The sequence below is a fragment of the Stenotrophomonas lactitubi genome (genome assembly GCF_002803515.1).
Taxonomy (GTDB): Bacteria; Pseudomonadota; Gammaproteobacteria; order Xanthomonadales; family Xanthomonadaceae; genus Stenotrophomonas; species Stenotrophomonas lactitubi.
Map to the genome: position 1 here is coordinate 387,173 of NZ_PHQX01000001.1, position 22,678 is coordinate 409,850.

The following is a 22,678-nucleotide window of genomic DNA, read 5'->3' on the forward strand; positions in this document are numbered from 1 at the left end:
ATCATGCGTACCGGGCCTGGACTACCACCAGCCCCAGCCGCGGTAACCGCCCCAGTACGGGCCATACGGGCCCGGGCCCCACGGTCCGTAGGGGTAGGGCACCACATCGACCTGGCGCTGCTCCGGCCACAGGTAGATCACGTCGGCCGCCAGCTTCGGCAGTCGGTAGTCGTAATCACCAATACGGGTGTTGGCGTAGCCATCGATCTTGCCGATGAAGGTCACGTCGCGGCCGGCTTCGAACACGGCCGGATCGTAGAAGCCGGCACGGCAGGCAATGAAGCGGCCGTCGCTGGCATCGGAGGAGGTCGTGTTCGGACGGCCGCTACCGTTGAGCGGGCGCGAGATGATCTGGAAACAGGTCTCGCCCTGGGCGGGCTTGGTTTCGATGATCCGGCCACCCCAGCGCACCGGCGTGCCGACCTGCTGGGTGGCAACCGAGTCGCGCGGGGAAACCAGGCTGAACTGTCCCTGCAGCGGCTTGGGAGCCGTGGCGCAGGCCGACAGGGCCAGGGCGGCCACGGCGGTGAGGAGGAACTTGGTATTCATGGGGAGGCTCCGGAAGTCGGGCGATGCCTGCGCAGGTCCCGCAATAATGGGGCGAGCTCGGTACAAGTGCCAGCGTAGCGTGCATCAGCGAAACGCTGGCTGAGTGTGATGAGGCCCGGGTCGGGTCGTTGCGCGTTGACCCGGCGCGCCCAGTGCAGGGCGGGTTCGTGCGGTTCGCGGCCCAGCCCAAGCCGCGCATAGCGCTGCCCCAGCCGGTGCCAGGCGCGCAGCAGCGGGTCGCGCTCGCGTTCGCCACGGGCCAGCAGCCACGCCATCCACGCCAGCGCCAGCAACGCGGCCATCACGAAGCCGGCCAGCAGCTGTCCCGGCTGCAGATCGTCCAGCCCGAACGGTTGCAGCAGTTGCTGCTGGCGGCGCGCGTCGAAGGACAGGACCAGTTCGTTCCAGCCCCTGCGCATCCAGTCGCGGACCTGGCCCAACTGCAGCCAGCGCTGCTGTAGGCCGGTATCGGCCCCGGCCTGCAGACGATCGTCGAGCGTGTCCAGGATGCGCTCGGGTGCTACTGCCGCTGTCGGGTCGATGCGCACCCAGCCGCGTTGCGGCAGCCACACCTCGGCCCAGGCGTGGGCGTCCATCCGCCGCAGTACCCAGTAGTCGCCGATCCGGTTGCGCGTGCCACCGGCGAACCCGGTGACCACCCGCGCCGGAATGCCGGCATTGCGCATCAGCACCACGAAGGCAGAGCTGAAATGCTGGCAGTAGCCGGCCTTGTAGTCGAACAGGAATGCATCGACGGGATCGCGGCCGGCGGCCGGTGTCTCCAGCGTGTACGAGAAGTCCGCGGTTATCCACGCGAGGGCGCGACGGACCACGGCGGCGTCATCGTTTCCTGCGTCCTGCCGCCACTGTCGGGCCAGGGTTGCCGTGCGGGGGTTGAAGCCTTCCGGCAACTGCAGCGCAGCGCGGCGCTGATACGACGACAAACTGGCATCAAAGCGCAGCGGCGGGGCCGAGTGCAGGCGCCACCGGCTCAACGCGGACAAGGTGCGGTCGCTGCTCAGGCTCAGGGCTGCATCAAGCCGGCTGCCTTCCGGTGCGGCGGTCGGGAGATCCAGCGCGACCAGCTGGCGACGGTCGGTGGGCTCGTAGTCGATCTGGTAATCCCAGCCCTCCGTGCCGTGCTCGACCACTGCAGGCAGCAAACGCTCGGTACGGCGGTCGCGTTTCCAGACATGCCCATCGAACTGCGTCAGTACCGGCCCGCGCCAGTAGCGCTGTGCCGGTTCCGGAACCGCGCCGAAGAACTGCGCCCGCAGGGCCGGGGTGTCATCGGCCATCAGATCCAGCCACTTGTCCGGCTCCATCGTGTCCGACAGGCCGGGTGTGCCGACGGCGCGATCGGGAATGCCCCACAGCGGCGTGGCCAATCGTGGGAACAGCCAGAAGCAGGCCAGCGCCAGCGGCAGGCCGATCAGCAGCAGCCGACCGACGTCGCGAAGCTGCGCGGACAGCGGGGGTGGCGTACTGCGGCCTTCACCCTGTGCCAGTCGCTGCAGCGCAATCAGGGTGCTGATGCCGGCCAGCACGGCGAGCACGGTGGTCAGCGGCCCCTGGTCGAGCAGGAAGGCAGCGAACGGTGAAAACAGGGCAAAGCCGAGCAGGCTGCGTGCATCGCGCAGGGTGCGCAGCTCGCTGGACTTGATCGCCAGCATCGCCGCCAGCAGTGCACAACCGGTATCCCGGCCCGGGCGCACCGCCCCCATCTGCCAGACGATGGCGGCCAGCATGCCCAGCACCAGCAGTACGCGCACCGGCATCGGCAGCATGCCGCGCTGCGACAGTGCTGCAGTGACCAGTGCTGCCACGGCGATCAACGCGGCCAGCGTGGTGGGCAGCTGCAGCAGCAGCGGCAACAGGGCCAGTGCGGCGCTGGCCAGCGTCCACGTGCGGGAGTTGCGGTCCAGCAGCAGGGCAGGCTCAGTCATGAGGAAGCAACGCCAGCGCGCGCAGGCACAGATGGTGGTGGCTGGCACCCTGGCCGGGGCCGATCGGTGGGTGCATCGGCAGCAGCAGCGTGTAGCGGCGGCCTTCGCGCTCGGCGCTGTCCACCCAGCGTGCCAGCCGCGCGATGCGGGCCTCCTGGCCCAACGGTGCCAGCGCGCGCCAGTCCAGCACCACTTCGATGCCTATCGGCTTCTCGTATTCGCGTACCAGCAGCGTGTCGCGGCGCGCGGAGTGTTTCCAGGCAATGCTGCGCGGTGGATCTCCAGCGCGATACGGGCGCAGCTGATGCAGTTCCTCGCCGTTGGCGTGGGCGCGGGTGTGCAGTGGATCGCTGCCCTGCTGTGGCAACGGCGGCGCCTTCGCTTCGGCCAGCGGGTAGACCAGCAGGGGTTCTTCCGGCCACACCCATGACCACGCCCTGACCAGGCCAAGCGGTTGTGTGGTGGACAGGCGGATACGCGGCAGTTCCAGCCAACCACGGCGTTCGCTGGGCACTTCCAGCTCTGCTTCACCGCGGCCGTGTGCGGGCAGGTCGAGCCACGCCTCGCTGTCGCCCAGCTGCAGGTGCAGGCCATGGCGCGCTCGCGGGTCGCGCAGCGACAGGTCCACGCGCAGGCGCAACGGTTGCCCGGCCGGCAGCGGTTCGGCGGAGATCGCGTCGATCTGCACACCCGACAGCTGCAGGTGCGCGGCGATGGCGCTGGCGATCGCTGCCGCGGCCAGCAGCAGCGCCAGCAACAGCGCAGGGTTGTTGTTGTAGTTCAGCGCGCCCAGCAGCATCGCGACCAGCAGGCAGGCCACAAACAGGCCGAAGCGGGTCGGCAGCACGTAGATGCGCCGTCGGTCCAGCCGTTGCGGCAACGACTCCGGCGTGCGTGGGCGTGCCAGCTGCAACAGTCGCCGGGCATGCGATGCCATCTTCAATCGACCGCGACGGTCTGCAGGATCGCGCGAGCCAGCGCTGGCCCCGAGCTCGACTCGGCTTCACCCACCAGGCGATGGCCAGCCACCGCTACGAACAGCGTCTGCACGTCTTCGGGTACCACGTGGCCACGGCCGAGCAACAGCGCATGTGCCTTGGCCGCGCGCAGCAGGGCCAGGCCGGCGCGTGGCGACAATCCCACGCGCACGCCGGCGTGCTGGCGGCTGCGGGTCAGCAGTGCCTGCACGTAGTCCACCAGCGCGTCGCTGACATGCACCTGGCCGACCGCCTCGCGCAGTGCGCGTACCTGGGTGTCGTCCAGCTGGGGCAGCGCGCGGGCGATCAGGTCACGACGATCGCTGCCACGCAGCAGCTCACGTTCCGCCTGCGCGCTGGGGTAGCCCATCGCCAGCCTCAGCAGGAAACGGTCCAGTTGCGAATCGGGCAGCGGGAACGTGCCTGACAGATCCACCGGGTTCTGCGTGGCGATCACGAAGAATGGATCGGGCAGGGCATGGGTTTGGCCGTCGAGGGTGACCTGCTGCTCGGCCATCGCTTCCAGCAGTGCGCTCTGCGTGCGCGGCGGCGCCCGGTTGATCTCGTCGGCCAGCAGCACGTGGGTGAAGACCGGCCCGGGGTGGAACTGGAACTGGCGGCTGCCGGCGTCGTAGACCGATACGCCGAGTACGTCAGCCGGCAGCAGGTCGGAGGTGAACTGCACGCGCTGGAAGCTCAGCCCCAGGCTGCTGGCCAGGGCATGGGCCAATGTGGTCTTGCCGAGACCGGGCAGGTCTTCGATCAGCAGGTGGCCGCCAGAGAGCAGGGCCACAAAGGCCAGTCGAACCTCCTGCACCTTGCCCAGCACCAGTGCATTGACCTGGTCCTGCGCGTTGCGCAGGGACTGACGCAGTTGATCGGTTAGCATGCTGGGCATGGGGGACGAAGCTGTCATGGTCGTCTCAAGTTCGGTAACCGGTCGATTCTATCCATAGAGCAATGCAGGGCGAACAACGCGCACGTACGATTTTTCTCTGGTTATGGACGCTCGTCACAGCGGCCAAGCTGGTCGTGGCCGCACGCCTGCCGTTGTTCGTCGATGAGGCGTTCTACTGGCAGGAAGGCCAGCACCTGGCTGCGGCCTATTCGGATCTGCCAGGGCTGACGGCCTGGCTGACCCGGTTGGGTGTGGAGCTTGGCGGTCAGCACGTGCTGGCGCTGCGCCTGCCATTCCTGGCCATCGGTGCACTGCTGCCGCTGCTGGTATCGCGCATTGCGGCGCGCTGGTTCGGCAACGTTGCAGGTTGGCAGGCCGGCAGCTTGACGCTGTTGATGCCGTTGTCGGCCACGCTGGGTCTGCTGGCCGTACCCGATGTGCCGATGGCACTGGCGGCAGTGCTGTGCCTGGATGCCGGCGCACGCCTGCTGCGCAACGTAGATGCATCCTCGGCGGTGAAGCTGGCGCTGGGCCTGCTGATCGGCGCGCTCAGCCACTATCGCTTCATCGGTGTGATCGGCGTCGGCTTCGTTGCCCTGCTGGCGCTGCCGCAGGGCCGGCGCATGCTGGCCGATCCGCGCGTCTGGGTGGCCCTGGCCGTTGGCGTACTGGCATGGCTGCCGCTGCTGGCCTGGAATGCCGACAATCACGATGCCGGTCTGAAGTTCCAGGTGGTCGAGCGTCATCCGTGGGCGTTCGAGTGGCGCGGACTGTGGTTCCTGGTGATCCAGCCGATGCTGGTGACGCCCATCCTGTGCATCGCGATGTGGAAGGTGGCGCTGGCGGGTACCCGCAGTGGCGGCGGTGCGCGCGTGCAGTGGCGTTATTTCGGTCTGGTCGGCGGTGTGTCGACATTGGGCATCTTCGCACTGGGCTTCTTCACCGACGTCGAGCGCATCAGCTTCCATTGGCCGCTGCCGGGCTACCTAGCCCTGCTGGTGGCGGTGCCGGTGATCCTCAACGGCTGGCCGCGCTGGTTGCGGCGTACCGGCTGGTGGCTGGCCGGGCTGGGCATGGTGCTGGCCTTCGGCTATTACCTGATGGCGTCCTCGTCATCGCTGCGCGAGCAGTTGGCCGGCGACAAGTACTACCCGCGCAACTTCGCCGGCTGGCAGCCGCTGGCTGCTGCGGTCCGCGAAGAACTGCAGCAGATGCCTGAAGGCAGCCGCGTACTGGCCGGCAACTTCAAGGTGGGCGCCGAACTGGGCTTCCAGCTGGGCCGCGGTGACATCGAAGTGCTGCCGCATCCGCTCAACGACAAACACGGCCGTACCGCGCAGCTGGCGCAATGGAACCAGGTGCATGAAGGCGAGCGCGACGTGCCGATGCTGCTGGTGCTGTCGCCCAGCGATCAGCGTTTCCGCGATCTGCTCACCCGCTATCACGCCCTCTGCGAACAGGTCGGGCCGCTGCCGCCGCCGCGCGTGGTCAGCAACGATCATGGATTCCAGCGCTTCCTGCTGTTCCGCCTGCCGGTGCAGCGCGCGCAGGGCCCATGTGTAGCCCCCGCACTGGCCTGGCTGGACACCCCTTCCAACGGCGACGTGGTGAGCGGCACGCTGGCGATCAAGGGCTGGGCGTTCAAGGAAGGTGTCGGCCTGTCGCGGGTTGAAGTGCTGGTGGATGGTCGTTCGATCGGCGACGCCAGCTACGGGCGGGTGTTCGATATCCGACATGCCTGGCCAGACAGCACCGACCCGCAACATCCGGCTGTCGGTTTCGATGCAACGCTCGATACGGGTACGTTGTCACCGGGAAAACACTGGCTGGGCCTGCGCCTGCATGGTTGCGATGGCAGCGTGGAGCAGTGGCAGGAACAGCCGTTCGTCGTGGAAAAGCGCTGAGGCATCGTGCCTCGTGTCACGGGCCGGGATCAGGGCACCACGAATCCGGCCCTGCGCAGCAATCCGCACAGTGCGATCAGCGGCAGCCCGATCAGGGCCGTGGGGTCGCGATTGTCGATGGCCTCGAACAGGCTGATGCCCAGGCCTTCGCACTTGAAGCTGCCAGCGCAGTCCAGCGGTTGTTCGATGGCCACGTAGCGGGCGATCTCCGGCGCCTGCAGCGCGCGGAAGCGCACCTGGGTCAGATCCATTGCCGTGAAGGATTCTCCGCCACGGGTGAGACTGATGGCAGTGTGGAAGCGCACCGTCTGCCCGGACATGGCCGCCAGCTGCGCGCACGCCGCCTCGACCGTACCCGGCTTGCCCAGCGGCTGACCGTTCAGGTCCGCCACCTGGTCCGAGCCGATCACCCAGCTGCCGGGATGGCGGGCGGCCACGTCGGCCGCCTTGGCGCTGGCCAGGCGTGCCGCCAGCGCCAGCGGGGCCTCGTTGGCGTGCGGAGTCTCATCCACCTCCGGGCGTGCGCAGTCGAAGGGCAACCCCAACCGTTCCAGCAGGTCGCGGCGGTAGCGGGAGGTGGAGGCCAGGACCAGGGCAGGCATGCGGGAATTCCGGGGGCGGGGCGCGGCAGTCTGGCCCGGCACAGCCAGCCACAGCAAGCCTTTCATGGCAGTCATTTGACACGCGACCTGCCGATCCTTAATATTCGGCGGCTTATGTCCGCGAACGTACCCGAAACGCTGGATGCCTGGCGGATGGTCGTAGCGCGAAGGCGCTTCGATGGTCAGGTCTCCCTGGCTGAATTGACTCGCCTGCAGGGGCTTGTCGCAGATACCGAAGGCGAGTGTAATTACTCGCTCGAATTCGGTCGCGACGAGATCTTGCGGGTATCCTATGTGGAACTCAGCATCGATACCGCGTTGCCGCTGACCTGTCAGCGCAGCATGCAGCGTTTCCTGCTGCCGGTGAAGATGACCCAGAGGCTTGGCCTGATCCGCGACGAAGACGAGGAATCGTCCTTGCCGGAGGAATACGAGCCGTTGCTGGTGCCGGAAGATGGCCAGCTGCGTCCGTTGGACCTGGTCGAGGACGAACTGGTGCTGGCGGTGCCGGTGGTACCCCTGTCGCCGTACGGTGAGGCAGTCGACAAGGACTGGGCACCGACCGAAGAAGAAATTGAAAAGGCCAACCCGTTTGCGGCGTTGGCGGCATTGAAGAAACAATAGCAGCCGGTTGTCGTCGGCGGCTGCGGCGAAAGCGAAAAGTGTGCTGGACGCTGGCGTCCTGTGCGACGAAACGACGAAGCAAAACGAACCGAGTTTGGAGCAATCCCATGGCTGTCCAGAAATCCCGTGTTACCCCGTCCCGTCGTGGCCAGCGTCGTTCGCATGACGCCCTGAGCGCCAAGCAGCTGTCGACCGACCCGACCACCGGCGAAGTGCATCTGCGTCACCACATCACTGCTGACGGTTTCTACCGCGGCAAGAAGGTCATCCAGACCAAGTCTTCGGCTGTCCAGGAAGACTGATGTGCCGGAAGGTCGCTGCCCGCTGGGCAGCGGCCTTCGCCTTCTTTCCCGGGCACGCCGGTGAACGGCGGCTCGTGCAACAGGAAACATGATGAGCAAGCGGATCTACTCGAGGATCGCGGGCACCGGTAGCTATTTGCCGGAAAAAGTCCTGACCAACGCCGACCTGGAAAAAATGGTCGAGACCTCGGACGAGTGGATCCAGACGCGCACCGGTATCCGTGAACGGCACATCGCTGCCGAAGGCGAAACCACCAGCGATCTCGGCTACCAGGCCGCGCTGCGTGCGATCGAAGCGGCCGGTATCGACGCGTCGCAGCTCGACATGATCGTGGTCGGCACGACCACCCCTGATCTGATCTTTCCCTCCACCGCGTGCCTGATCCAGGCCAAGCTCGGTGTGAGCGGCTGCCCCGCTTTCGACGTCAACGCGGCCTGTTCGGGCTTCGTGTTCGCGCTCAGCGTGGCCGACAAATTCATCCGTTCCGGTGATGCCCGCCATGTGCTGGTGATCGGCGCGGAAACCCTGACCCGTATCGTTGACTGGGAAGACCGCACCACCTGCGTGCTGTTCGGTGATGGCGCGGGCGCCGTCGTGCTCAAGGCCGACGAAGAAACCGGCATCCTCAGCACCCACCTGCATTCGGATGGCAGCAAGAAAGAGCTGCTGTGGAACCCGGTCGGCGTCTCGGTCGGTTTCGGTGAAGGCAACAACGGTGGCGGCACCATCAACATGAAGGGCAACGACGTGTTCAAGTACGCCGTCAAGGCGCTGGACTCGGTCGTGGACGAAACCCTGGATGCCAATGGCCTGACCAAGTCCGACCTGGACTGGCTGATCCCGCACCAGGCCAACCTGCGCATCATCGAAGCCACCGCCAAGCGGCTGGACATGTCGATGGACCAGGTCGTGGTCACTGTCGACAAGCATGGCAATACCTCGTCCGCCTCGGTGCCGCTGGCGCTGGATGCGGCTGTGCGTTCCGGCAGGGTCGAGCGCGGCCAGCTGCTGCTGCTGGAAGCGTTCGGTGGTGGCTTCACGTGGGGTTCGGCACTGCTGCGCTATTGATAGTGCGAGTTACGACAACGTGAAACCGTCGTTACGGCCCCTCTGGGGCCGTAATGCGTTAAAGGAGACTGTCATGGTTGAGCCCATCGTCATCGAAGGGCAGCGCGCCTGGCTGAAGCAGTACGGCGAAGGAAGCCGAGCAGTGGCCCTGGGCCTGCTCAATTTTGTTGCCCGCCGGTTCCATCTCGACGCCCTGCGCCCGCCGCCGCACCGCGGTGGCGACGCCGCGCGCGAAACCGAGGCCCGCCGGCTGGCGGAACTGCAGGCGCAGGGCGTGAACGTGCCCGCGGTGATCGGCAGCGGCCATGCCGCGCTGGTGATCGGCGACAACGGCAGCTCGTTCAATACCTGCCTGCGCGAAGCTGACGATCCCGGCCGCGATCGCCTCGTGGCTGCGGCGATGCAGGCCATTGCCGAAGCGCACGGTCGTGGCGCCTATTTCGGCCAGCCGCTGCCGCGCAACCTCACCTGGGATGGCCAGAACGTCGGTTTCATCGACTTCGAAGAAGATCCGCTGGAAGTCATGGACCTGGCCGAGGCACAGGCGCGCGACTGGCTGATGTTCGGCTATGGCGTTGCCAAGTACTACGCCGACCGCCCCGAATGCCTGCAGGCGATGATGGCCGAGGCGATGAACGGGGTGCAGGCACCGGTGCGTGCGCACGTACACGCCGTCAGTGGCCGCCTGCAGCGCCTGGCGCGGGTGTGCATGAAGCTGGGGCGCTCGGCGCGCGCGCTGGCCCACTCCATTTTCATCACCCACGGTGCCACCACGCTGGGCCTGCTGATGGTGGTCGGCCTGTGCATGGACTGGTTTGCCGACGGCGAGCTGGACATCCTGCAGCTGCTCTGCTGACAGCGGGGCAGCTCGCAGCATCGGGTAGTGCCGGCCGCTGGCCGGCATCACCCGCTGGCCGATCCGGCAGGCCGCCTCCATACGCCGTGCATACGCGCACGTACAGACGACACGGCATGTTCCCCCTTATCATGGCCCGCTTCGATTGCAACAAGCGGATGACCGCGTGACCCTATCCACCCTCGCTTTTGTCTTCCCCGGTCAGGGCTCGCAGTCTGTGGGCATGCTGGCCGAGCTGGCCGAACTGCACCCGCAGGTGCGTGAGGCCTTCACCGAGGCATCCGATGGTGCCGGCGTCGACCTGTGGGCGTTGTCCCAGGGTGGCCCGGAGGAAATGCTCAACCGTACTGAATACACCCAGCCGGCCCTGCTGGCCGCCAGCATCGGCGCGTGGCGCGCCTGGAACGCCGTTGGTGGCCCGCGTCCGTCGGTTCTGGCTGGCCACAGCCTGGGCGAGTACACCGCTCTGGTCGCCGCTGGCGCCCTCAGCCTGCACGACGGTGCGCACCTGGTGCGGCTGCGCGGGCAGCTGATGCAGGAAGCCGCTCCGGCCGGTGTCGGCGCGATGGCCGCCGTGCTCGGCGCCGAAGACCAGCTGGTGCTGGACGTCTGCGCGGAAGCCGCCGGCAGCCAGGTGGTCGTTCCGGCCAACTTCAACTCGCCGGGCCAGATCGTGATCGGCGGCGACGCTGCCGCGGTCGACCGTGCGCTGGCGCTGCTGGCCGAGAAGGGCGTGCGCAAGGCGGTCAAGCTGGCCGTCAGCGTGCCCTCGCATACCCCGCTGATGCGCGAAGCCGCCAACCGTCTGGCCGAAGTGATGGCGGGCCTGTCCTGGCAGCTGCCGCAGCTGCCGGTGGTGCAGAACGTCGACGCCAAGGTGCACGACGGCGTGGACGCGATCCGCACCGCGCTGGTGCAGCAGCTGTACCAGCCCGTGCAGTGGACCGGCTGCGTGCAGGCGCTGGCCGCGCGTGGCGTCACCCAGATCGCCGAGTGCGGTCCGGGCAAGGTGCTGACCGGCCTGGTCAAGCGCATCGACAAGGCCATCGACGGCCGTTCCCTGGCCACCCCGGGCGACTTCGAAACCGCCCGCGAGACGTGGTCGGCCTGATTGCCCCTGTTCCTGCCGACCGTGCCGGTGGCCGCTGCAAGCGGCACGGGTGCGGCGGCCGCCCCAGCCTGAGGAAAACATCATGAGCAAGCCCCTGCAGGGTGAAATCGCACTGGTCACCGGTGCCAGCCGTGGCATTGGTGCCGCCATCGCCGATCTGCTGGCCGCCCAGGGCGCCACCGTCATCGGCACCGCCACCACCGATTCCGGCGCCGCCGCGATCGGCGAGCGCCTGGCCGCCCACGGCGGTCACGGCCGTGCGCTGAACGTCACCGACGCTGCCGCGCTCGACGCCGTGCTTGACGGTATCGCCAAGGAATTCGGCCCGATCTCGATCCTGGTCAACAACGCCGGCATCACCCGCGACAACCTGCTGATGCGCATGAAGGAAGACGATTGGGCGTCGATCATCGACACCAACCTGACCAGCGTGTTCCGCACCAGCAAGGCCGTCATGCGCGGGATGATGAAGGCGCGCAAGGGCCGCATCATCAACATCGCCTCGGTGGTGGGCGTGACCGGCAACGCCGGCCAGGCCAACTATGCCGCCGCCAAGGCCGGCATCATCGGTTTCTCCAAGTCGCTGGCCAAGGAAATCGGCTCGCGCGGCGTCACCGTCAACGTGGTCGCGCCGGGGTTCATCGACACCGACATGACCAAGGCGCTGCCGGAAGAAGCGCGTACCGCGCTGATCGGCGACATCGCCCTCGAACGCCTGGGTTCGCCGGAGGACATCGCCCATGCGGTGGCCTTCCTGGCCAGCCCGGCTGCCGGCTACATCACCGGCGAAACTCTCCATGTGAACGGCGGCATGTACATGCCGTAAGCAAGGGGCGCAGGGATCGCGCCGCAAGTGATTGATCTGCGAGGATTTTTGCTGCAATGCAAGGTCACGCCGGTTTCCACTACACTATCCCACGGCCATCGCCTTTGATGGCGACCACTTTTTGAACCACTACTCCATCTGGAGCGATATCCCATGAGCACCATCGAAGAACGCGTCAAGAAAATCGTCATCGAACAGCTTGGCGTCAAGGAAGAAGAAGTCACCAACAGCGCATCGTTCGTCGATGACCTGGGCGCTGACTCGCTGGACACCGTCGAGCTGGTGATGGCGCTGGAAGAAGAATTCGAGTGCGAGATCCCGGACGAAGAAGCCGAGAAGATCAGCACCGTGCAGGCTGCGATCACCTACATCACGGCCCACGTCAAGGCCTGATGCAGGACGTCAGTGCGCGCGCGGGCGTTGAGCTCGCCGCGCACGACACCCCATGGGGCCGCTGTTTGCGGCCCCGTGTGTTTGCGTACCACACCGAAGTAAACCGCGTTACCCGCAAAGAACGTTCGGGTCAGGAGAATCAGCAATGAAGCGTCGCGTCGTCGTAACCGGCCTGGGTATGGTCTCGCCGTTGGGCAATGATCTGGCCAGCAGCTGGGAAGGCATCACCCACGGTCGTTCGGGCATCGGTCCGCTGACCAACGTTTCTGATGCCTACCTGGAACGGTTCACCACCAAGATCGCAGGTGAGGTCAAAGGCTTTGACATCACCGCCGACAACGAACTGTTCGGCAAGTACCGGGTCAGCGGCAAGGATGCCAAGAAGATGGACCCGTTCATCCATTACGGCCTCGGTGCCGCCTTCATGGCCCTGCATGATTCGGGCCTGGAGATCACCGACGCCAACGCCGACCGCATTGGCGCCATCGTTGGCGCCGGCATCGGCGGCCTGCTCGGCATCGAAGAGCAGACCATCGAGTTCCACGAAGGGAAGAAGATCTCTCCCTTCTACGTGCCCAAGACCATCATCAACATGCTGCCGGGCCAGTTGAGCATCATCAGCGGCCTGAAGGGCCCGTCGTTCTCGGCGGTCTCGGCGTGCGCCACCTCCAACCATTCCATCGGCACCGCCATGCGCATGATCCAGTACGGCGATGCGGACGTGATGGTGGCCGGCGGTGCCGAACGCGGTTCCTCGCCGACGGCGCTGGGCGGCTTCTGCGCGATGAAGGCGATGAGCACCCGCAACGACGCTCCGGAACAGGCCTCGCGCCCGTGGGACAAGGACCGTGACGGCTTCGTGCTGGGCGATGGCGCCGGCATCCTGATCCTGGAAGAGTACGAGCACGCCAAGGCACGTGGCGCGAAGATCTACTGCGAGCTGGCCGGTTTCGGCGCCAGCTCCGACGCGTACCACATGACCGCGCCGAGCGAGAACGGCGAAGGCGCTGCGCGCTGCATGACCATGGCCCTGAAGGACGCGGGTGTCACCCCGGAACAGGTCGGCTACCTCAACGCACATGGCACCTCGACCCCGCTGGGCGACCTCGGTGAGACCATGGCGATGAAGACCGCCTTCGGCGACCACGCCTACAAGATGATGGTCAGCTCCACCAAGTCGATGACCGGCCACCTGCTCGGCGCTGCCGGCGGCGTGGAAGCGATCTTCTCGGTGCTGGCAATGCGCGACAACGTGATTCCGCCGACCATCAACCTGCAGCAGCCGGGCGAAGGCTGCGACCTGGACTACGTGCCCAACGAAGCACGCCAGGCCAAGGTCGACGTGGTGATGTCCAATGGCTTCGGCTTCGGCGGCACCAACGGCACGCTGATCTTCAAGCGCGTCTGATCGCACCGGTAGCGTCGAGCCGGGCTCGACTCCGCCAACCACGAGGCCGCCGCAAGGCGGCTTCCGTGTATCCGTCTCCCAGAACTGGCCGCCATGACCCACGCCCCGCTGATCCACCCGCTGCTGCACCCGATCGACCTGCTGGCCCTGCAGCAGCGCGACCCGGCGCGTTTCCCGCTGCTGATGGAGTCCACCGCCTCGGGTACCGCGCAGGGCCGCTGGAGCCTGCTGCTGGCCGCGCAGGGCGACACCCTGCAGCTGGACGCCGATGGCCAGGTGCGCGACCAGCACGGTGCGGTGCAGCCCGGCAGTTTCCTGCAGGCGCTGGACCGCGCATGGCACGCGCAGCGCCTGCCGCACGACGGCGGCCACGCGCTGCCGTTCCGCGGTGGCTGGGCGCTGATGCTGGACTACGAAGTGGCCAGCCAGGTCGAGCCGGTGCTGCCGGCGCGCGCGCGCGATGACGGTCACCCGACCGCACTCGCCCTGCGTTGCCCGGCCGCCGTGCTGCATGACCACCAGGCCGACACCAGCTTCCTCATTGCCGAGGCGGGCGAGCAGGCGCTGCTGGACACGCTGGTCGCCTTGCTGGCCGGCGAACTGCCGCAGGCCGGGCAGGGCTGGCAACCGCCGCAGTCGGTCAGCGAAGACGAGCCGCAGCGCTTCACTGATGGCGTGCGCCGTGTGATCGAGTACCTGCGTGCCGGTGATGTGTTCCAGGTGAACCTGTCACGGCGCTGGAGCGCGCAGTTCGCAGCACCGGTCAGTCCGCAGGCGCTGTACGCGCAGCTGCGGCGCGCCAATCCGGCGCCGTTTGCCGGCCTGTTCAGTGCGCACGGCCGGCATGTGGTCAGCTCGTCGCCGGAACGGCTGGTATCGGTGCATGGCGGCCACGCGCAGACGCGCCCGATCGCCGGCACCCGCCCGCGCTTCGAGGGCGACGACGATGCCGCGCGCATCCAGGAGCTGGTCGGCCATCCCAAGGAGCGCGCCGAGCACGTGATGCTGATCGACCTGGAGCGCAACGATCTGGGCCGCATCTGCCTGCCCGGCACGGTCGTCGTGGACGAACTGATGACCGTGGAAAGCTACGCCCACGTGCACCACATCGTCAGCAATGTCAGTGGCCACCTGCGTGCGGACGTGACCCCGGGCGAGGTGATCGCCGCCACCTTCCCCGGCGGCACCATCACCGGCTGTCCAAAGGTGCGCTGCATGCAGATCATCAGCGAGCTGGAGCAGGTGCCGCGCGGCGCGTACACCGGTGCATTCGGTTGGCTGAACCGCGATGGCGACCTGGACCTGAACATCCTGATCCGCACCGCCGAAGTGGATGGCAACGAGGTCAGCTTCCGTACCGGTGCCGGCATCGTGGTCGACTCGGACCCGGACAAGGAACTGGACGAAACCCGGGCCAAGGCCCGCGGCCTGCTGCGGGCGCTGGGGCAGCAGGGTTGATCGATTGCCGCCGCCGGGCATGGCCCGGCGCTGCCGGTCCTGGTGGGTGCCGACCGTTGGTCGGCACGGATGCTTCCATGGTCGTTCATCCACGCATGGCGTGGATCTACTGGAGATGGTGGGTGGGTGCCGACCGTTGGTCGGCACGGACGCGTGGCTTCGGTCATGACCCTACACCGGCGGCACGGTATCCTGCACGACGGAATCGAGTTCAGAGGTAGTCCATGGCGGGAGCCAAGCGCGGGTGTCTGTGGGTGGTAACACTGCTGCTGGTGCTGGCCGCCATCGTGGCCGGCGCGGGCGCGTGGTTCTTCTACAAGCAGACCCAGTTTGCCGACGTGCCGCTGACCCCCAGTGCGGACAGCGTGGTCATCGCCAGCGGCGATGGCATGAACAGCGTGCTGCGCAAGCTGCGCGAGGCCGGCGTGGACGAGGGCCAGGACACCCAGTGGCAGCTGCTGGCGCGCCAGCTCGATGCCGCCGGCAAGCTGAAGGTGGGCGAGTACGCACTGAGCAGGGATCTGACCCCGCGCGAACTGCTGCTGCGCATGCGCGCCGGCAAGGTGCTGCAGCACCGCGTCACCATCATCGAAGGCTGGAACATCCGCCAGCTGCGCGCCGCGCTCAAGCGTGCCGATCCGCTGCTGCACACCACCGACACCCTCGATGACGCAGCGCTGATGGACCGCCTCGGTTTCGCCGGCCAGCATCCGGAAGGCCGCTTCCTGCCGGAGACCTACGTCTACCAGCGCGGCGACAGCGACCTGGACGTGCTCAAGCGTGCCCACGGCGCGATGGAGAAGGCGCTGGACGAAGCCTGGGAAAGCCGCGCGCCGGATCTGCCGATCAATACGCCGTACGAGCTGCTGACGATGGCGTCGATCATCGAAAAGGAAACCGCGCTGGCCAGCGAGCGACCGCAGATTGCGGGCGTGTTCATGCGCCGCCTGAAGATCGGCATGCGCCTGCAGACCGACCCGACCGTGATCTACGGCATCGGTGCGGCGTATGACGGCAACATCCGCCGCCGCGACCTGACCACCGATACGCCCTACAACACCTACACCCGGTCTGGCCTGACCCCGACCCCGATCGCCATGCCCAGCCGCGATGCGCTGATGGCCGCTGCGCAACCGGCACCGGGCGATGCGCTGTACTTCGTCGCCGTGGGCGATGGCAGCGGCGCACACGTGTTCTCGCCCAGCCTGGACAAACACAACGCCGCCGTAGCCCGCTACCTGCAGCAGCTGCGCCAGCAACGCACCAAGGAGACCCCGGCGCAATGAGTTCCGCGCTGCTTCGCCATCCCCGTTTCGTCAGCCTGGAAGGCGGCGAAGGCGCGGGCAAGACCACGGCCATCAACGCCATCCGTGAGTGCCTGCGCCGCCACGGCCATGAGGTCGTACTGACCCGCGAACCCGGTGGTACGCCGCTGGCCGAGCGCATCCGCGGGCTGGTGCTGAAGCCCGATGCCGAGATCGCTGCCGAGCCGCTCAGTGCCGAGGCCGAACTGCTGCTGGTGTTCGCCGCACGTGCGCAGCATGTGCGCCAGGTGATCCAGCCGGCGCTGCAGCGCGGCGCCTACGTGCTCAGCGATCGCTTCACCGATTCCAGCTACGCCTACCAGGGCGGTGGCCGCGGCCTGGACCCGCAGTGGATTGCCGACCTGGAGCGCCGCGCCGTTGGCCTGCTGCCCGGTTTGACCCTGCTGCTGGACGTGGACGTGGCCGTTGGCCGCGCGCGTGCCAATGGCCGCGATCTGTGGCCGGACCGCATCGAAAGCGAGCAGGACGATTTCTTCCAGCGCGTGCGCGAGGTGTTCCGCAGCCGCGCACAGCAGGACCCGCAGCGCTTCGCGCTGGTCGATGCCGGCCAGGTGCAGGAGCGCGTGGCTGCTGATGTGGTCGCGCGTGTCGAACGCTGGCTGCAGCAAGGGGAGGGCGCATGAGTACGTTCTCGCCCTGGCAGCAGCGCGCGTTCGACCAGACCGTGGCCGCGTTGGATGCTGATCGGCTGGGCCACGGCCTGCTGATCTGCGGCCCGGCCGGGCTGGGCAAGCGTGAAGTGGCGCTCGCGCTGGCCGACCATGTGCTGGCACGCGGCGATGCTGCGCACGCCACCCGCACCCGGCAGCTGATTGCCGCCGGCACGCATCCCGACCTGCAGCTGATCAGCTTCATTCCGAACAAGAGCGGCGACAAGCTGCGCACCGAGATCGTGATCGAGCAGGTGCGCGAGATCACCAACAAGCTGGCGCTGACCCCGCAGTACGGCGTGGCGCAGGTGGTGATCGTCGACCCGGCTGATGCCATCAACCGTTCGGCCGCCAATGCGTTGCTGAAGACTCTGGAAGAACCGCAGCCCGGACGCTACCTGTGGTTGATCAGCAGTGACCCGGCGCGCCTGCCGCAGACCGTGCGCAGCCGCTGCCAGCGCCTGGAATTCAAGCTGCCGCCGCGCGAGGAAGCGCTGGCCTGGCTGCAGCAGCAGGGCCACAGCGAGGCGGCCGCGCGCGAGGCGCTGGATGCAGCACGCGGCCATCCTGGGCAGGCCGATAACTGGCTGCGCGAAGATGGCTTGAGCCTGCGTCGCGACGTCGGCCGCGAGCTGGAACAGTTGGCCGCTGGCAAGACCGGTGCGGTGGAACTGGCGCAGAAGTGGTGCGCCGATGACAACGCGGCGCTGCGCCTGCGCTTCGCCGCCGACCTGGCGCTGGCGCAGGCCAGCACCGATGCCTTGACCACGCCGGAGCGATTGCACAAGCTTGCAGCCTGGTTCGATGCGGCCAACCGCACCCGCGACCTGCTGCGCACCACCGTGCGCGCAGACCTTGCGGTGGTCGAGTTGCTGCTGGCCTGGAACAAGGTGAACGAGCGGCCTGCCGCAAGGGGAAATCGATGAGTGCCAGCAACGCCCGCCAGGGCATCCTGTCCCTGGCCGTGAAGGACAAGGCCGCGCTGTACAGCGCGTACATGCCGTTCGTGAAGAATGGCGGCATCTTCGTGCCCACGCCCAAGCGTTACTTCCTGGGCGATGAGGTGTTCCTGCTGCTGACCCTGCCTGATTCCAGCGAGCGCCTGCCGGTGGCCGGCAAGGTGATCTGGGTGACCCCGGCCGGCGCGCAGGGCAACCGCACGGCCGGCATCGGCGTGCAGCTGGCGGACGGCCAGGAAGGCGAGACGGTGCGGCACAAGATCGAGACGATCCTGGCCGGCCTGACCGGTTCGGACAAGCCGACGCATACGATGTGATGTGGGCGGATCGCGCTTCCCAGTAGAGCCAGGCCATGCCTGGCTGATGGGGGAAATGGGCCGGCAAACACGATGTGAAAAGGTGTTGACGCCCTGAAAAACCGCCCTATAATGAGCGGCTCAGCAACACACCGGGCGGTTAGCTCAGCGGTAGAGCATTGCCTTCACACGGCAAGGGTCACAGGTTCGATCCCTGTACCGCCCACCATGTTGCAGAACGAAAAAAGCCTCCAGCAATGGGGGCTTTTTTGTTGCCCGTGATTCAACCGGGCTCCTTTCCCCCGGCTGTGATCGCATCGCCGAGGCCGGTCTGCGCGGCACGCGCGATCTGGCGTGCGGCCAGCAGCAGACCGTTTCGATGGAAGTCGCCGATCTGCTCGTCGGTGCCGCCGACCACGCGCGTGTGCTCTGCCGCGTGCAGAAGATCGAGCATGGTGTTCAGTGCGGACAGTGAACGGCCGAGGGAGGCAATGGTCTGCGCGTTGAGTGTCTGCGTGGTGCACGGCTGGCCGTCTTCGCCATCTCCCTTGCGTACCGCATCAAGGAAGGTGAAGAACATCGGCTGCGATGACGGGATCTGCTGCTCCTTCAGTGCGCACTCGATCTCGCGCGCGAGGTCTTCAGGCACGTCGCTGGCGATGTCGCCGATCAAGGCAAGCAGGCGAGGATGGAGGACGGTTTTGTTGGTCATGGCGGAACCCTCACTGGCGTAGGACCACCTTCCGTAGTGAAGGTGGCGGACGGTGCGGGTTGGCGTACCGGGGCAAACACAACGGAGTGAGAAAACACCCGGCGGATCGAGTGATCCCCACGCACCGCCCGCCATTGAGGGCCGTCGGTGCATTCTTGCGGCTACGCACTGCTGCGCAACCAATCCGTCAGGTTTGCTTTTTCGAGACGCCAATCCCGGCCAAGGCAACTTGCCTCGGCCCGGCGATCATCAAGTCGAACAATCACGTCGGTCTGCAAGGAAAGTTCTCAACTACCCCTAAGCAGGCCAAGCGTTTTCTGTTCTGTGCCGTCGAGCACCAGCCCGCTGTGCAGCCCGTCACTGATGGCACAAATCGCCGCCCCTGCCGGGCGTGCATATGACGACTCCGCAGGAACGCCACCATGGCGATCGCGTCACCTCGCGCGGTGCTTGCGGGAACATGTCACGGATGGAGGCAGAGGGTTCCATCCATGCGCTGTTCCGGCGCCCTTGGCGGGCGTAATCTCGGCCCATTGTTGTGCCCCTCCCATCCTTGGAATGCCACCATGCCGCTCGCCCGCATCGATCTTCGCAAAGGTAAAACCGTGGAGTACCGCCAGCGTGTCGGCGAGGCGATCTACCAGGCCATGCGCGCGGTCGGCGTGCCGGAAAACGATCGCTTCCAGATCTTCCAGGAGCACGACGGCGGCACGCTCGTGTTCGACCCGGGTTACCTCGGCATCGCCCGCAGCGATGACTTCATCTGCATCCAGATCACCTGGAACGAAGGGCGCACGCTGGAGCAGAAAAAGGCGTTGTACCTGGGCATTGCCGATGGCCTGCATGCGGCAGTGGGTATCCGCCGCGAGGATGTGTTCATCAATCTGGTGGAAGTGAAGAAGGAGAACTGGTCGTTCGGTAACGGCCAGGCGCAGTACGTGAGTTGATGCGCGAAGCGCATCCACGCATGGCGTGGATCTACTGGATCCGTCGCGAAGACGTGTTCATCGATGTTGTCGGTGCCAGAGCCCTGCGTCACAGTGTCGCAGCAGGTAAACCCTGAACGCGGTCCAGGGTTGGCCCTGGGCCCGTAGAATGGCCGCGTGCGCCGCTCTGCTCTCCACCGCCGGTTCCAGACCCTGGCATGGCTTGCCATGCTGCTGGTGCTGCTTGCCCCGCTGGTGAGCCGCTGGCTGGCAGATGCGCACGTTGCTGTTGCTGCACCGGTGGCGGTCATGGACCACACCCTGCACGCACAGCACGCGATGGAAGGGCACCACGACCACCACGCGATGGCAATGCAGCATGGCGAAGCCGCACCGAAGCCGCCGGCCGATCCACACGCCGACCACGAGATGGGCGTGGACTGCGACTACTGCCTGATTGCCGCACGACTGATCACCCTGCTGGTGGCGGCGCTGCTGTTGATGATGCCGCTGGCACCGGTGTGCCGCGCGCTGCGTGGTGCGGTGCAGACGTTGCCGCAGCGGATCAGCGGCACGTTGGGAGCGCGTGGGCCACCGGTACTGCTGGCCGCTTGAGCCCTGCGCGTGCGCCCTTGGATTGATTCTCCCGAGCTGCCAGGCATGGCCTGGCACTACTGCGTGCGCGTTTCCCGAACTCCTTGAGCTTCCCTGCGACTGCGGGGTGGCCTTGCATGCCGTGAAACAATGAAAACAAACCCCAACTCCGTGCGCCTGCGTCGGGCGGCGCTGTCTGTCGCTTGTGCGCTGCTGCTGCACTCCGCTTCTGCCCTTGCTGCCGACGCGGCACCACCGACCACCCTGGATACCGTCCGCGTGGTGGATACCCGCAGCGGTGCGCTGTCCTCCACCGCCAGCACCGGCTCGGCCCTCGGCCTGAGCGTGCTGCAGACCCCGGCCAGCCTGACCGTGATTTCGCGCGAGCAGTTGGAGCAGCGCGGTGATTCCAATCTCAACGACGCGATCACCCGCGCCGGCGCGATCAGCGCACTTCCCCATCCGGGCAACGGCCTGAGTGCGCTGTCCAGCCGTGGCTTTACCGATGGCGCCTCGGTGATGCGCCTGTACGACGGCCTGCGCCAGTACGGCGGTGTGGGCATCACCTTCCCGTTCGATACCTGGTCGATCGAGCGCATCGAAGTGCTGCGTGGGCCGGCCTCGGTCATCCATGGTGATGGCGCCATCGGCGGCGTGGTCAACATCGTGCCGAAGAAGCCTTCGCGCGGTGCCATCGAGAACGAGGTAAGCGTCACCCTGGGCAGCGAAGACACCGCGCGACTCGGATTCGGCAGTGGCGGTGCGCTCACGCCGGCGCTGGCTTACCGCGTGGACGTCAGCGGCAACTACAGCAGCGGGTGGGTCGACCGCGGCCACAACGGCGATGCCACGTTTTCCGGTGCGTTGCTGTGGCAGCCACGGGCGGATCTGCAGTTCACGCTGACCCATGCGCAGGGCTACCAGAAGCCGATGCGCTACTTCGGTACGCCGTTGATCGATGGGCGGCAGCTGGATGCACTGCGCCACGAGAACTACAACGTGGCCGACAGCGTGATTCGTTTCCGCGACCGCTGGACCCAGCTTGATGCGCTGTGGACGCCGAACGAGAACGTGGAGTGGCGCACGCGCGTCTACCAGATCGACAGCCAGCGCGATTGGCGCAACGCCGAGGCCTATGTCTCCAACGAGCGCACCGGCCTGATCGACCGCTCCGGCAACACCCAGATCACCCACAACCAGGACCAGACAGGGCTGACCTCCACGCTGCGCCTGCTGGGGAATGCGGGCGGACTGCCCAACAGTTTCGCCGTTGGCTTCGATGCCAACCGTGCGCATTTCAAGCACACCAACAACACCTATGCGGGCAGCTCGGGACCGGTGGATCCCTTCAACCCGGTGCCCGGCGGGTTCGTCAGCGATGCACCCAACCTGCCGCGCTACCGCAACAGCGCCGAGCAGGTCGCGCTGTTCGTGGAAGACCGGCTGGAACTGAGCGAGCGTTGGTCGGTGCTTGCTGGCGTGCGTCACGATCGCGCCACGATCGATCGCAACGACCTGGTCAGCGGCCAGCGGGCGTTCTCGAAGACCTACAACAGCACCGGCTGGCGCGCGGGCACGGTGTTCGCGGTACAACCGTCGATGACCCTCTATGCGCAGTACTCGCAGGCGGCGGACCCGGTCAGTGGGCTGTTGATGATCAGTCCGGCCAACGGCGTGTTCGATCTGGCCAAGGGCAAGCAGATCGAGATCGGCATGAAGCAGGCCTTCGATGGGGGCGAGTGGACGCTGGCAGCCTATCGCATCCGCAAGACCGGGCTGCTCAGCCGTGACCCGCTGCAACCGGACCGTCGCGTGCAGGTGGGTGCACAGACCTCAAAGGGAATCGAAGCCTCGTTGAACTGGGCCTTCGCGCCGCAGTGGTCGCTGGATGCCAACGCGACCGTGCTCAAGGCCGAGTTCGAGGATTTCCTGGAAGCCACCGGCACGCCGGCGGTGATCGTCTCGCGTGATGGCAACGTGCCGCCGAACGTGGCTGAGCGCCTGGCCAACGCCTGGTTGAGCTGGCAGTTCCTGCCCGACTGGAGCGTGGCCAGTGGCGTGCGCTACGTGGGCAAGCGCTATGCCGACAACGCCAACACGCTGCAGCTGCCGGGTTACACCACCACCGATCTGGCCCTGACCTGGCAGGCAGCCCCACGTACACGGGTGACCGCGCGCGTGTTCAACGTGTTCGACAAGGCGTACTACGCCACGGCGTACTACACCAGCACGCAGTGGCTGCTGGGCGCCGACCGGCGCGTCGAATTCACCTTCGACCAGCGCTTCTGAGGAC

Annotated in this window: 23 protein-coding genes and 1 tRNA gene; 18 read left to right on the top strand and 6 right to left on the bottom strand. The window is 66.7% G+C overall.

Annotated elements, in window-relative coordinates:
- Nucleotides 1-21: 21 nt before the first annotated feature.
- The 4 genes from CR156_RS01780 to CR156_RS01795 are packed head-to-tail and all read right to left on the bottom strand — an operon-like array spanning nucleotide 22 to nucleotide 4,388.
- Nucleotides 22-549, bottom strand: coding sequence for a Slp family lipoprotein (locus tag CR156_RS01780; protein WP_100551691.1), 528 nt, complete (start codon nucleotides 547-549; stop codon nucleotides 22-24).
- Entirely contained in the window at nucleotides 546-2,495 is a 1,950-nt protein-coding gene (locus tag CR156_RS01785) for a transglutaminase family protein (RefSeq protein WP_100551692.1), read from the bottom strand. Before CR156_RS01785 ends, CR156_RS01780 begins: the two co-directional genes overlap by 4 nt.
- On the bottom strand, nucleotides 2,488-3,432 hold the full coding sequence (locus tag CR156_RS01790; RefSeq protein ID WP_100551693.1) for a DUF58 domain-containing protein: 945 nt from the start codon (nucleotides 3,430-3,432) through the stop codon (nucleotides 2,488-2,490). Before CR156_RS01790 ends, CR156_RS01785 begins: the two co-directional genes overlap by 8 nt.
- Nucleotides 3,433-3,434: 2 nt before the next feature.
- Nucleotides 3,435-4,388 carry an AAA family ATPase gene (locus CR156_RS01795; RefSeq protein WP_100551694.1) on the bottom strand — a complete coding sequence of 318 codons (954 nt, stop codon included), beginning with the start codon at nucleotides 4,386-4,388 and terminating at the stop codon, nucleotides 3,435-3,437.
- Between the two features lie 44 nt (nucleotides 4,389-4,432).
- Here CR156_RS01795 and CR156_RS01800 point away from each other — a divergent pair, with 44 nt between their 5' ends.
- On the top strand, nucleotides 4,433-6,274 hold the full coding sequence (locus CR156_RS01800) for a glycosyltransferase family 39 protein (RefSeq protein ID WP_100551695.1): 1,842 nt from the start codon (nucleotides 4,433-4,435) through the stop codon (nucleotides 6,272-6,274).
- 29 nt (nucleotides 6,275-6,303) lie between these two features.
- On the opposite strand, the gene CR156_RS01805 is transcribed toward CR156_RS01800, so the two are convergent.
- On the bottom strand, nucleotides 6,304-6,876 hold the full coding sequence (locus tag CR156_RS01805) for a Maf family protein (RefSeq protein ID WP_100554054.1): 573 nt from the start codon (nucleotides 6,874-6,876) through the stop codon (nucleotides 6,304-6,306).
- A gap of 114 nt (nucleotides 6,877-6,990) precedes the next feature.
- Here CR156_RS01805 and CR156_RS01810 point away from each other — a divergent pair, with 114 nt between their 5' ends.
- From CR156_RS01810 to CR156_RS01875, 14 genes are all read left to right on the top strand, one after another.
- On the top strand, nucleotides 6,991-7,500 hold the full coding sequence (locus CR156_RS01810) for a YceD family protein (protein WP_088101178.1): 510 nt from the start codon (nucleotides 6,991-6,993) through the stop codon (nucleotides 7,498-7,500).
- Nucleotides 7,501-7,607: 107 nt separating this feature from the next.
- On the top strand, nucleotides 7,608-7,802 hold the full coding sequence (gene rpmF / locus CR156_RS01815) for a 50S ribosomal protein L32 (protein WP_025879386.1): 195 nt from the start codon (nucleotides 7,608-7,610) through the stop codon (nucleotides 7,800-7,802).
- Between the two features lie 91 nt (nucleotides 7,803-7,893).
- Nucleotides 7,894-8,871 carry a beta-ketoacyl-ACP synthase III gene (locus CR156_RS01820; protein ID WP_100463418.1) on the top strand — a complete coding sequence of 326 codons (978 nt, stop codon included), beginning with the start codon at nucleotides 7,894-7,896 and terminating at the stop codon, nucleotides 8,869-8,871.
- 73 nt (nucleotides 8,872-8,944) lie between these two features.
- On the top strand, nucleotides 8,945-9,727 hold the full coding sequence (locus CR156_RS01825) for a BUD32 family EKC/KEOPS complex subunit (protein WP_100551696.1): 783 nt from the start codon (nucleotides 8,945-8,947) through the stop codon (nucleotides 9,725-9,727).
- A gap of 166 nt (nucleotides 9,728-9,893) precedes the next feature.
- The gene (gene fabD, locus CR156_RS01830) at nucleotides 9,894-10,838 is read left to right on the top strand and encodes an ACP S-malonyltransferase (protein WP_089239160.1); all 945 of its coding nucleotides are present in this window, start codon (nucleotides 9,894-9,896) and stop codon (nucleotides 10,836-10,838) included.
- An 82-nt stretch (nucleotides 10,839-10,920) separates the two neighbouring features.
- The gene (gene fabG, locus CR156_RS01835; RefSeq protein ID WP_025874078.1) at nucleotides 10,921-11,664 is read left to right on the top strand and encodes a 3-oxoacyl-ACP reductase FabG; all 744 of its coding nucleotides are present in this window, start codon (nucleotides 10,921-10,923) and stop codon (nucleotides 11,662-11,664) included.
- 153 nt (nucleotides 11,665-11,817) lie between these two features.
- The gene (acpP, locus tag CR156_RS01840) at nucleotides 11,818-12,057 is read left to right on the top strand and encodes an acyl carrier protein (RefSeq protein WP_025874077.1); all 240 of its coding nucleotides are present in this window, start codon (nucleotides 11,818-11,820) and stop codon (nucleotides 12,055-12,057) included.
- Between the two features lie 145 nt (nucleotides 12,058-12,202).
- Nucleotides 12,203-13,465, top strand: coding sequence for a beta-ketoacyl-ACP synthase II (gene fabF, locus CR156_RS01845; RefSeq protein WP_100551697.1), 1,263 nt, complete (start codon nucleotides 12,203-12,205; stop codon nucleotides 13,463-13,465).
- A gap of 93 nt (nucleotides 13,466-13,558) precedes the next feature.
- Nucleotides 13,559-14,923 (top strand): aminodeoxychorismate synthase component I, encoded by a 1,365-nt coding sequence (locus tag CR156_RS01850; protein ID WP_100551698.1) that lies wholly within the window; start codon nucleotides 13,559-13,561, stop codon nucleotides 14,921-14,923.
- A 224-nt stretch (nucleotides 14,924-15,147) separates the two neighbouring features.
- Nucleotides 15,148-16,209 (top strand): endolytic transglycosylase MltG, encoded by a 1,062-nt coding sequence (mltG, locus tag CR156_RS01855; protein WP_100551699.1) that lies wholly within the window; start codon nucleotides 15,148-15,150, stop codon nucleotides 16,207-16,209.
- Nucleotides 16,206-16,871 carry a dTMP kinase gene (tmk, locus tag CR156_RS01860; RefSeq protein ID WP_049467276.1) on the top strand — a complete coding sequence of 222 codons (666 nt, stop codon included), beginning with the start codon at nucleotides 16,206-16,208 and terminating at the stop codon, nucleotides 16,869-16,871. The genes mltG and tmk overlap by 4 nt, the downstream gene beginning before the upstream one ends.
- The gene (locus tag CR156_RS01865) at nucleotides 16,868-17,824 is read left to right on the top strand and encodes a DNA polymerase III subunit delta' (protein ID WP_099819206.1); all 957 of its coding nucleotides are present in this window, start codon (nucleotides 16,868-16,870) and stop codon (nucleotides 17,822-17,824) included. Before tmk ends, CR156_RS01865 begins: the two co-directional genes overlap by 4 nt.
- Nucleotides 17,821-18,174: a PilZ domain-containing protein gene (locus tag CR156_RS01870; RefSeq protein ID WP_025874071.1), complete on the top strand. Its 354-nt coding sequence runs from the start codon at nucleotides 17,821-17,823 to the stop codon at nucleotides 18,172-18,174. The genes CR156_RS01865 and CR156_RS01870 overlap by 4 nt, the downstream gene beginning before the upstream one ends.
- 133 nt (nucleotides 18,175-18,307) lie before the next feature.
- Nucleotides 18,308-18,382: transfer RNA gene (locus CR156_RS01875), tRNA-Val, on the top strand.
- A 54-nt stretch (nucleotides 18,383-18,436) separates the two neighbouring features.
- On the opposite strand, the gene CR156_RS01880 is transcribed toward CR156_RS01875, so the two are convergent.
- On the bottom strand, nucleotides 18,437-18,865 hold the full coding sequence (locus tag CR156_RS01880) for a hypothetical protein (RefSeq protein ID WP_100551700.1): 429 nt from the start codon (nucleotides 18,863-18,865) through the stop codon (nucleotides 18,437-18,439).
- A gap of 566 nt (nucleotides 18,866-19,431) precedes the next feature.
- Between CR156_RS01880 and CR156_RS01885 the strand changes: the two genes are divergently transcribed.
- From CR156_RS01885 to CR156_RS01895, 3 genes are all read left to right on the top strand, one after another.
- Nucleotides 19,432-19,812, top strand: coding sequence for a tautomerase family protein (locus tag CR156_RS01885; protein WP_100551701.1), 381 nt, complete (start codon nucleotides 19,432-19,434; stop codon nucleotides 19,810-19,812).
- Nucleotides 19,813-20,019: 207 nt separating this feature from the next.
- The gene (locus CR156_RS01890) at nucleotides 20,020-20,406 is read left to right on the top strand and encodes a DUF2946 family protein (RefSeq protein WP_100551702.1); all 387 of its coding nucleotides are present in this window, start codon (nucleotides 20,020-20,022) and stop codon (nucleotides 20,404-20,406) included.
- A 129-nt stretch (nucleotides 20,407-20,535) separates the two neighbouring features.
- Nucleotides 20,536-22,674, top strand: coding sequence for a TonB-dependent receptor (locus CR156_RS01895; protein WP_100551703.1), 2,139 nt, complete (start codon nucleotides 20,536-20,538; stop codon nucleotides 22,672-22,674).
- Nucleotides 22,675-22,678 lie beyond the last annotated feature (4 nt).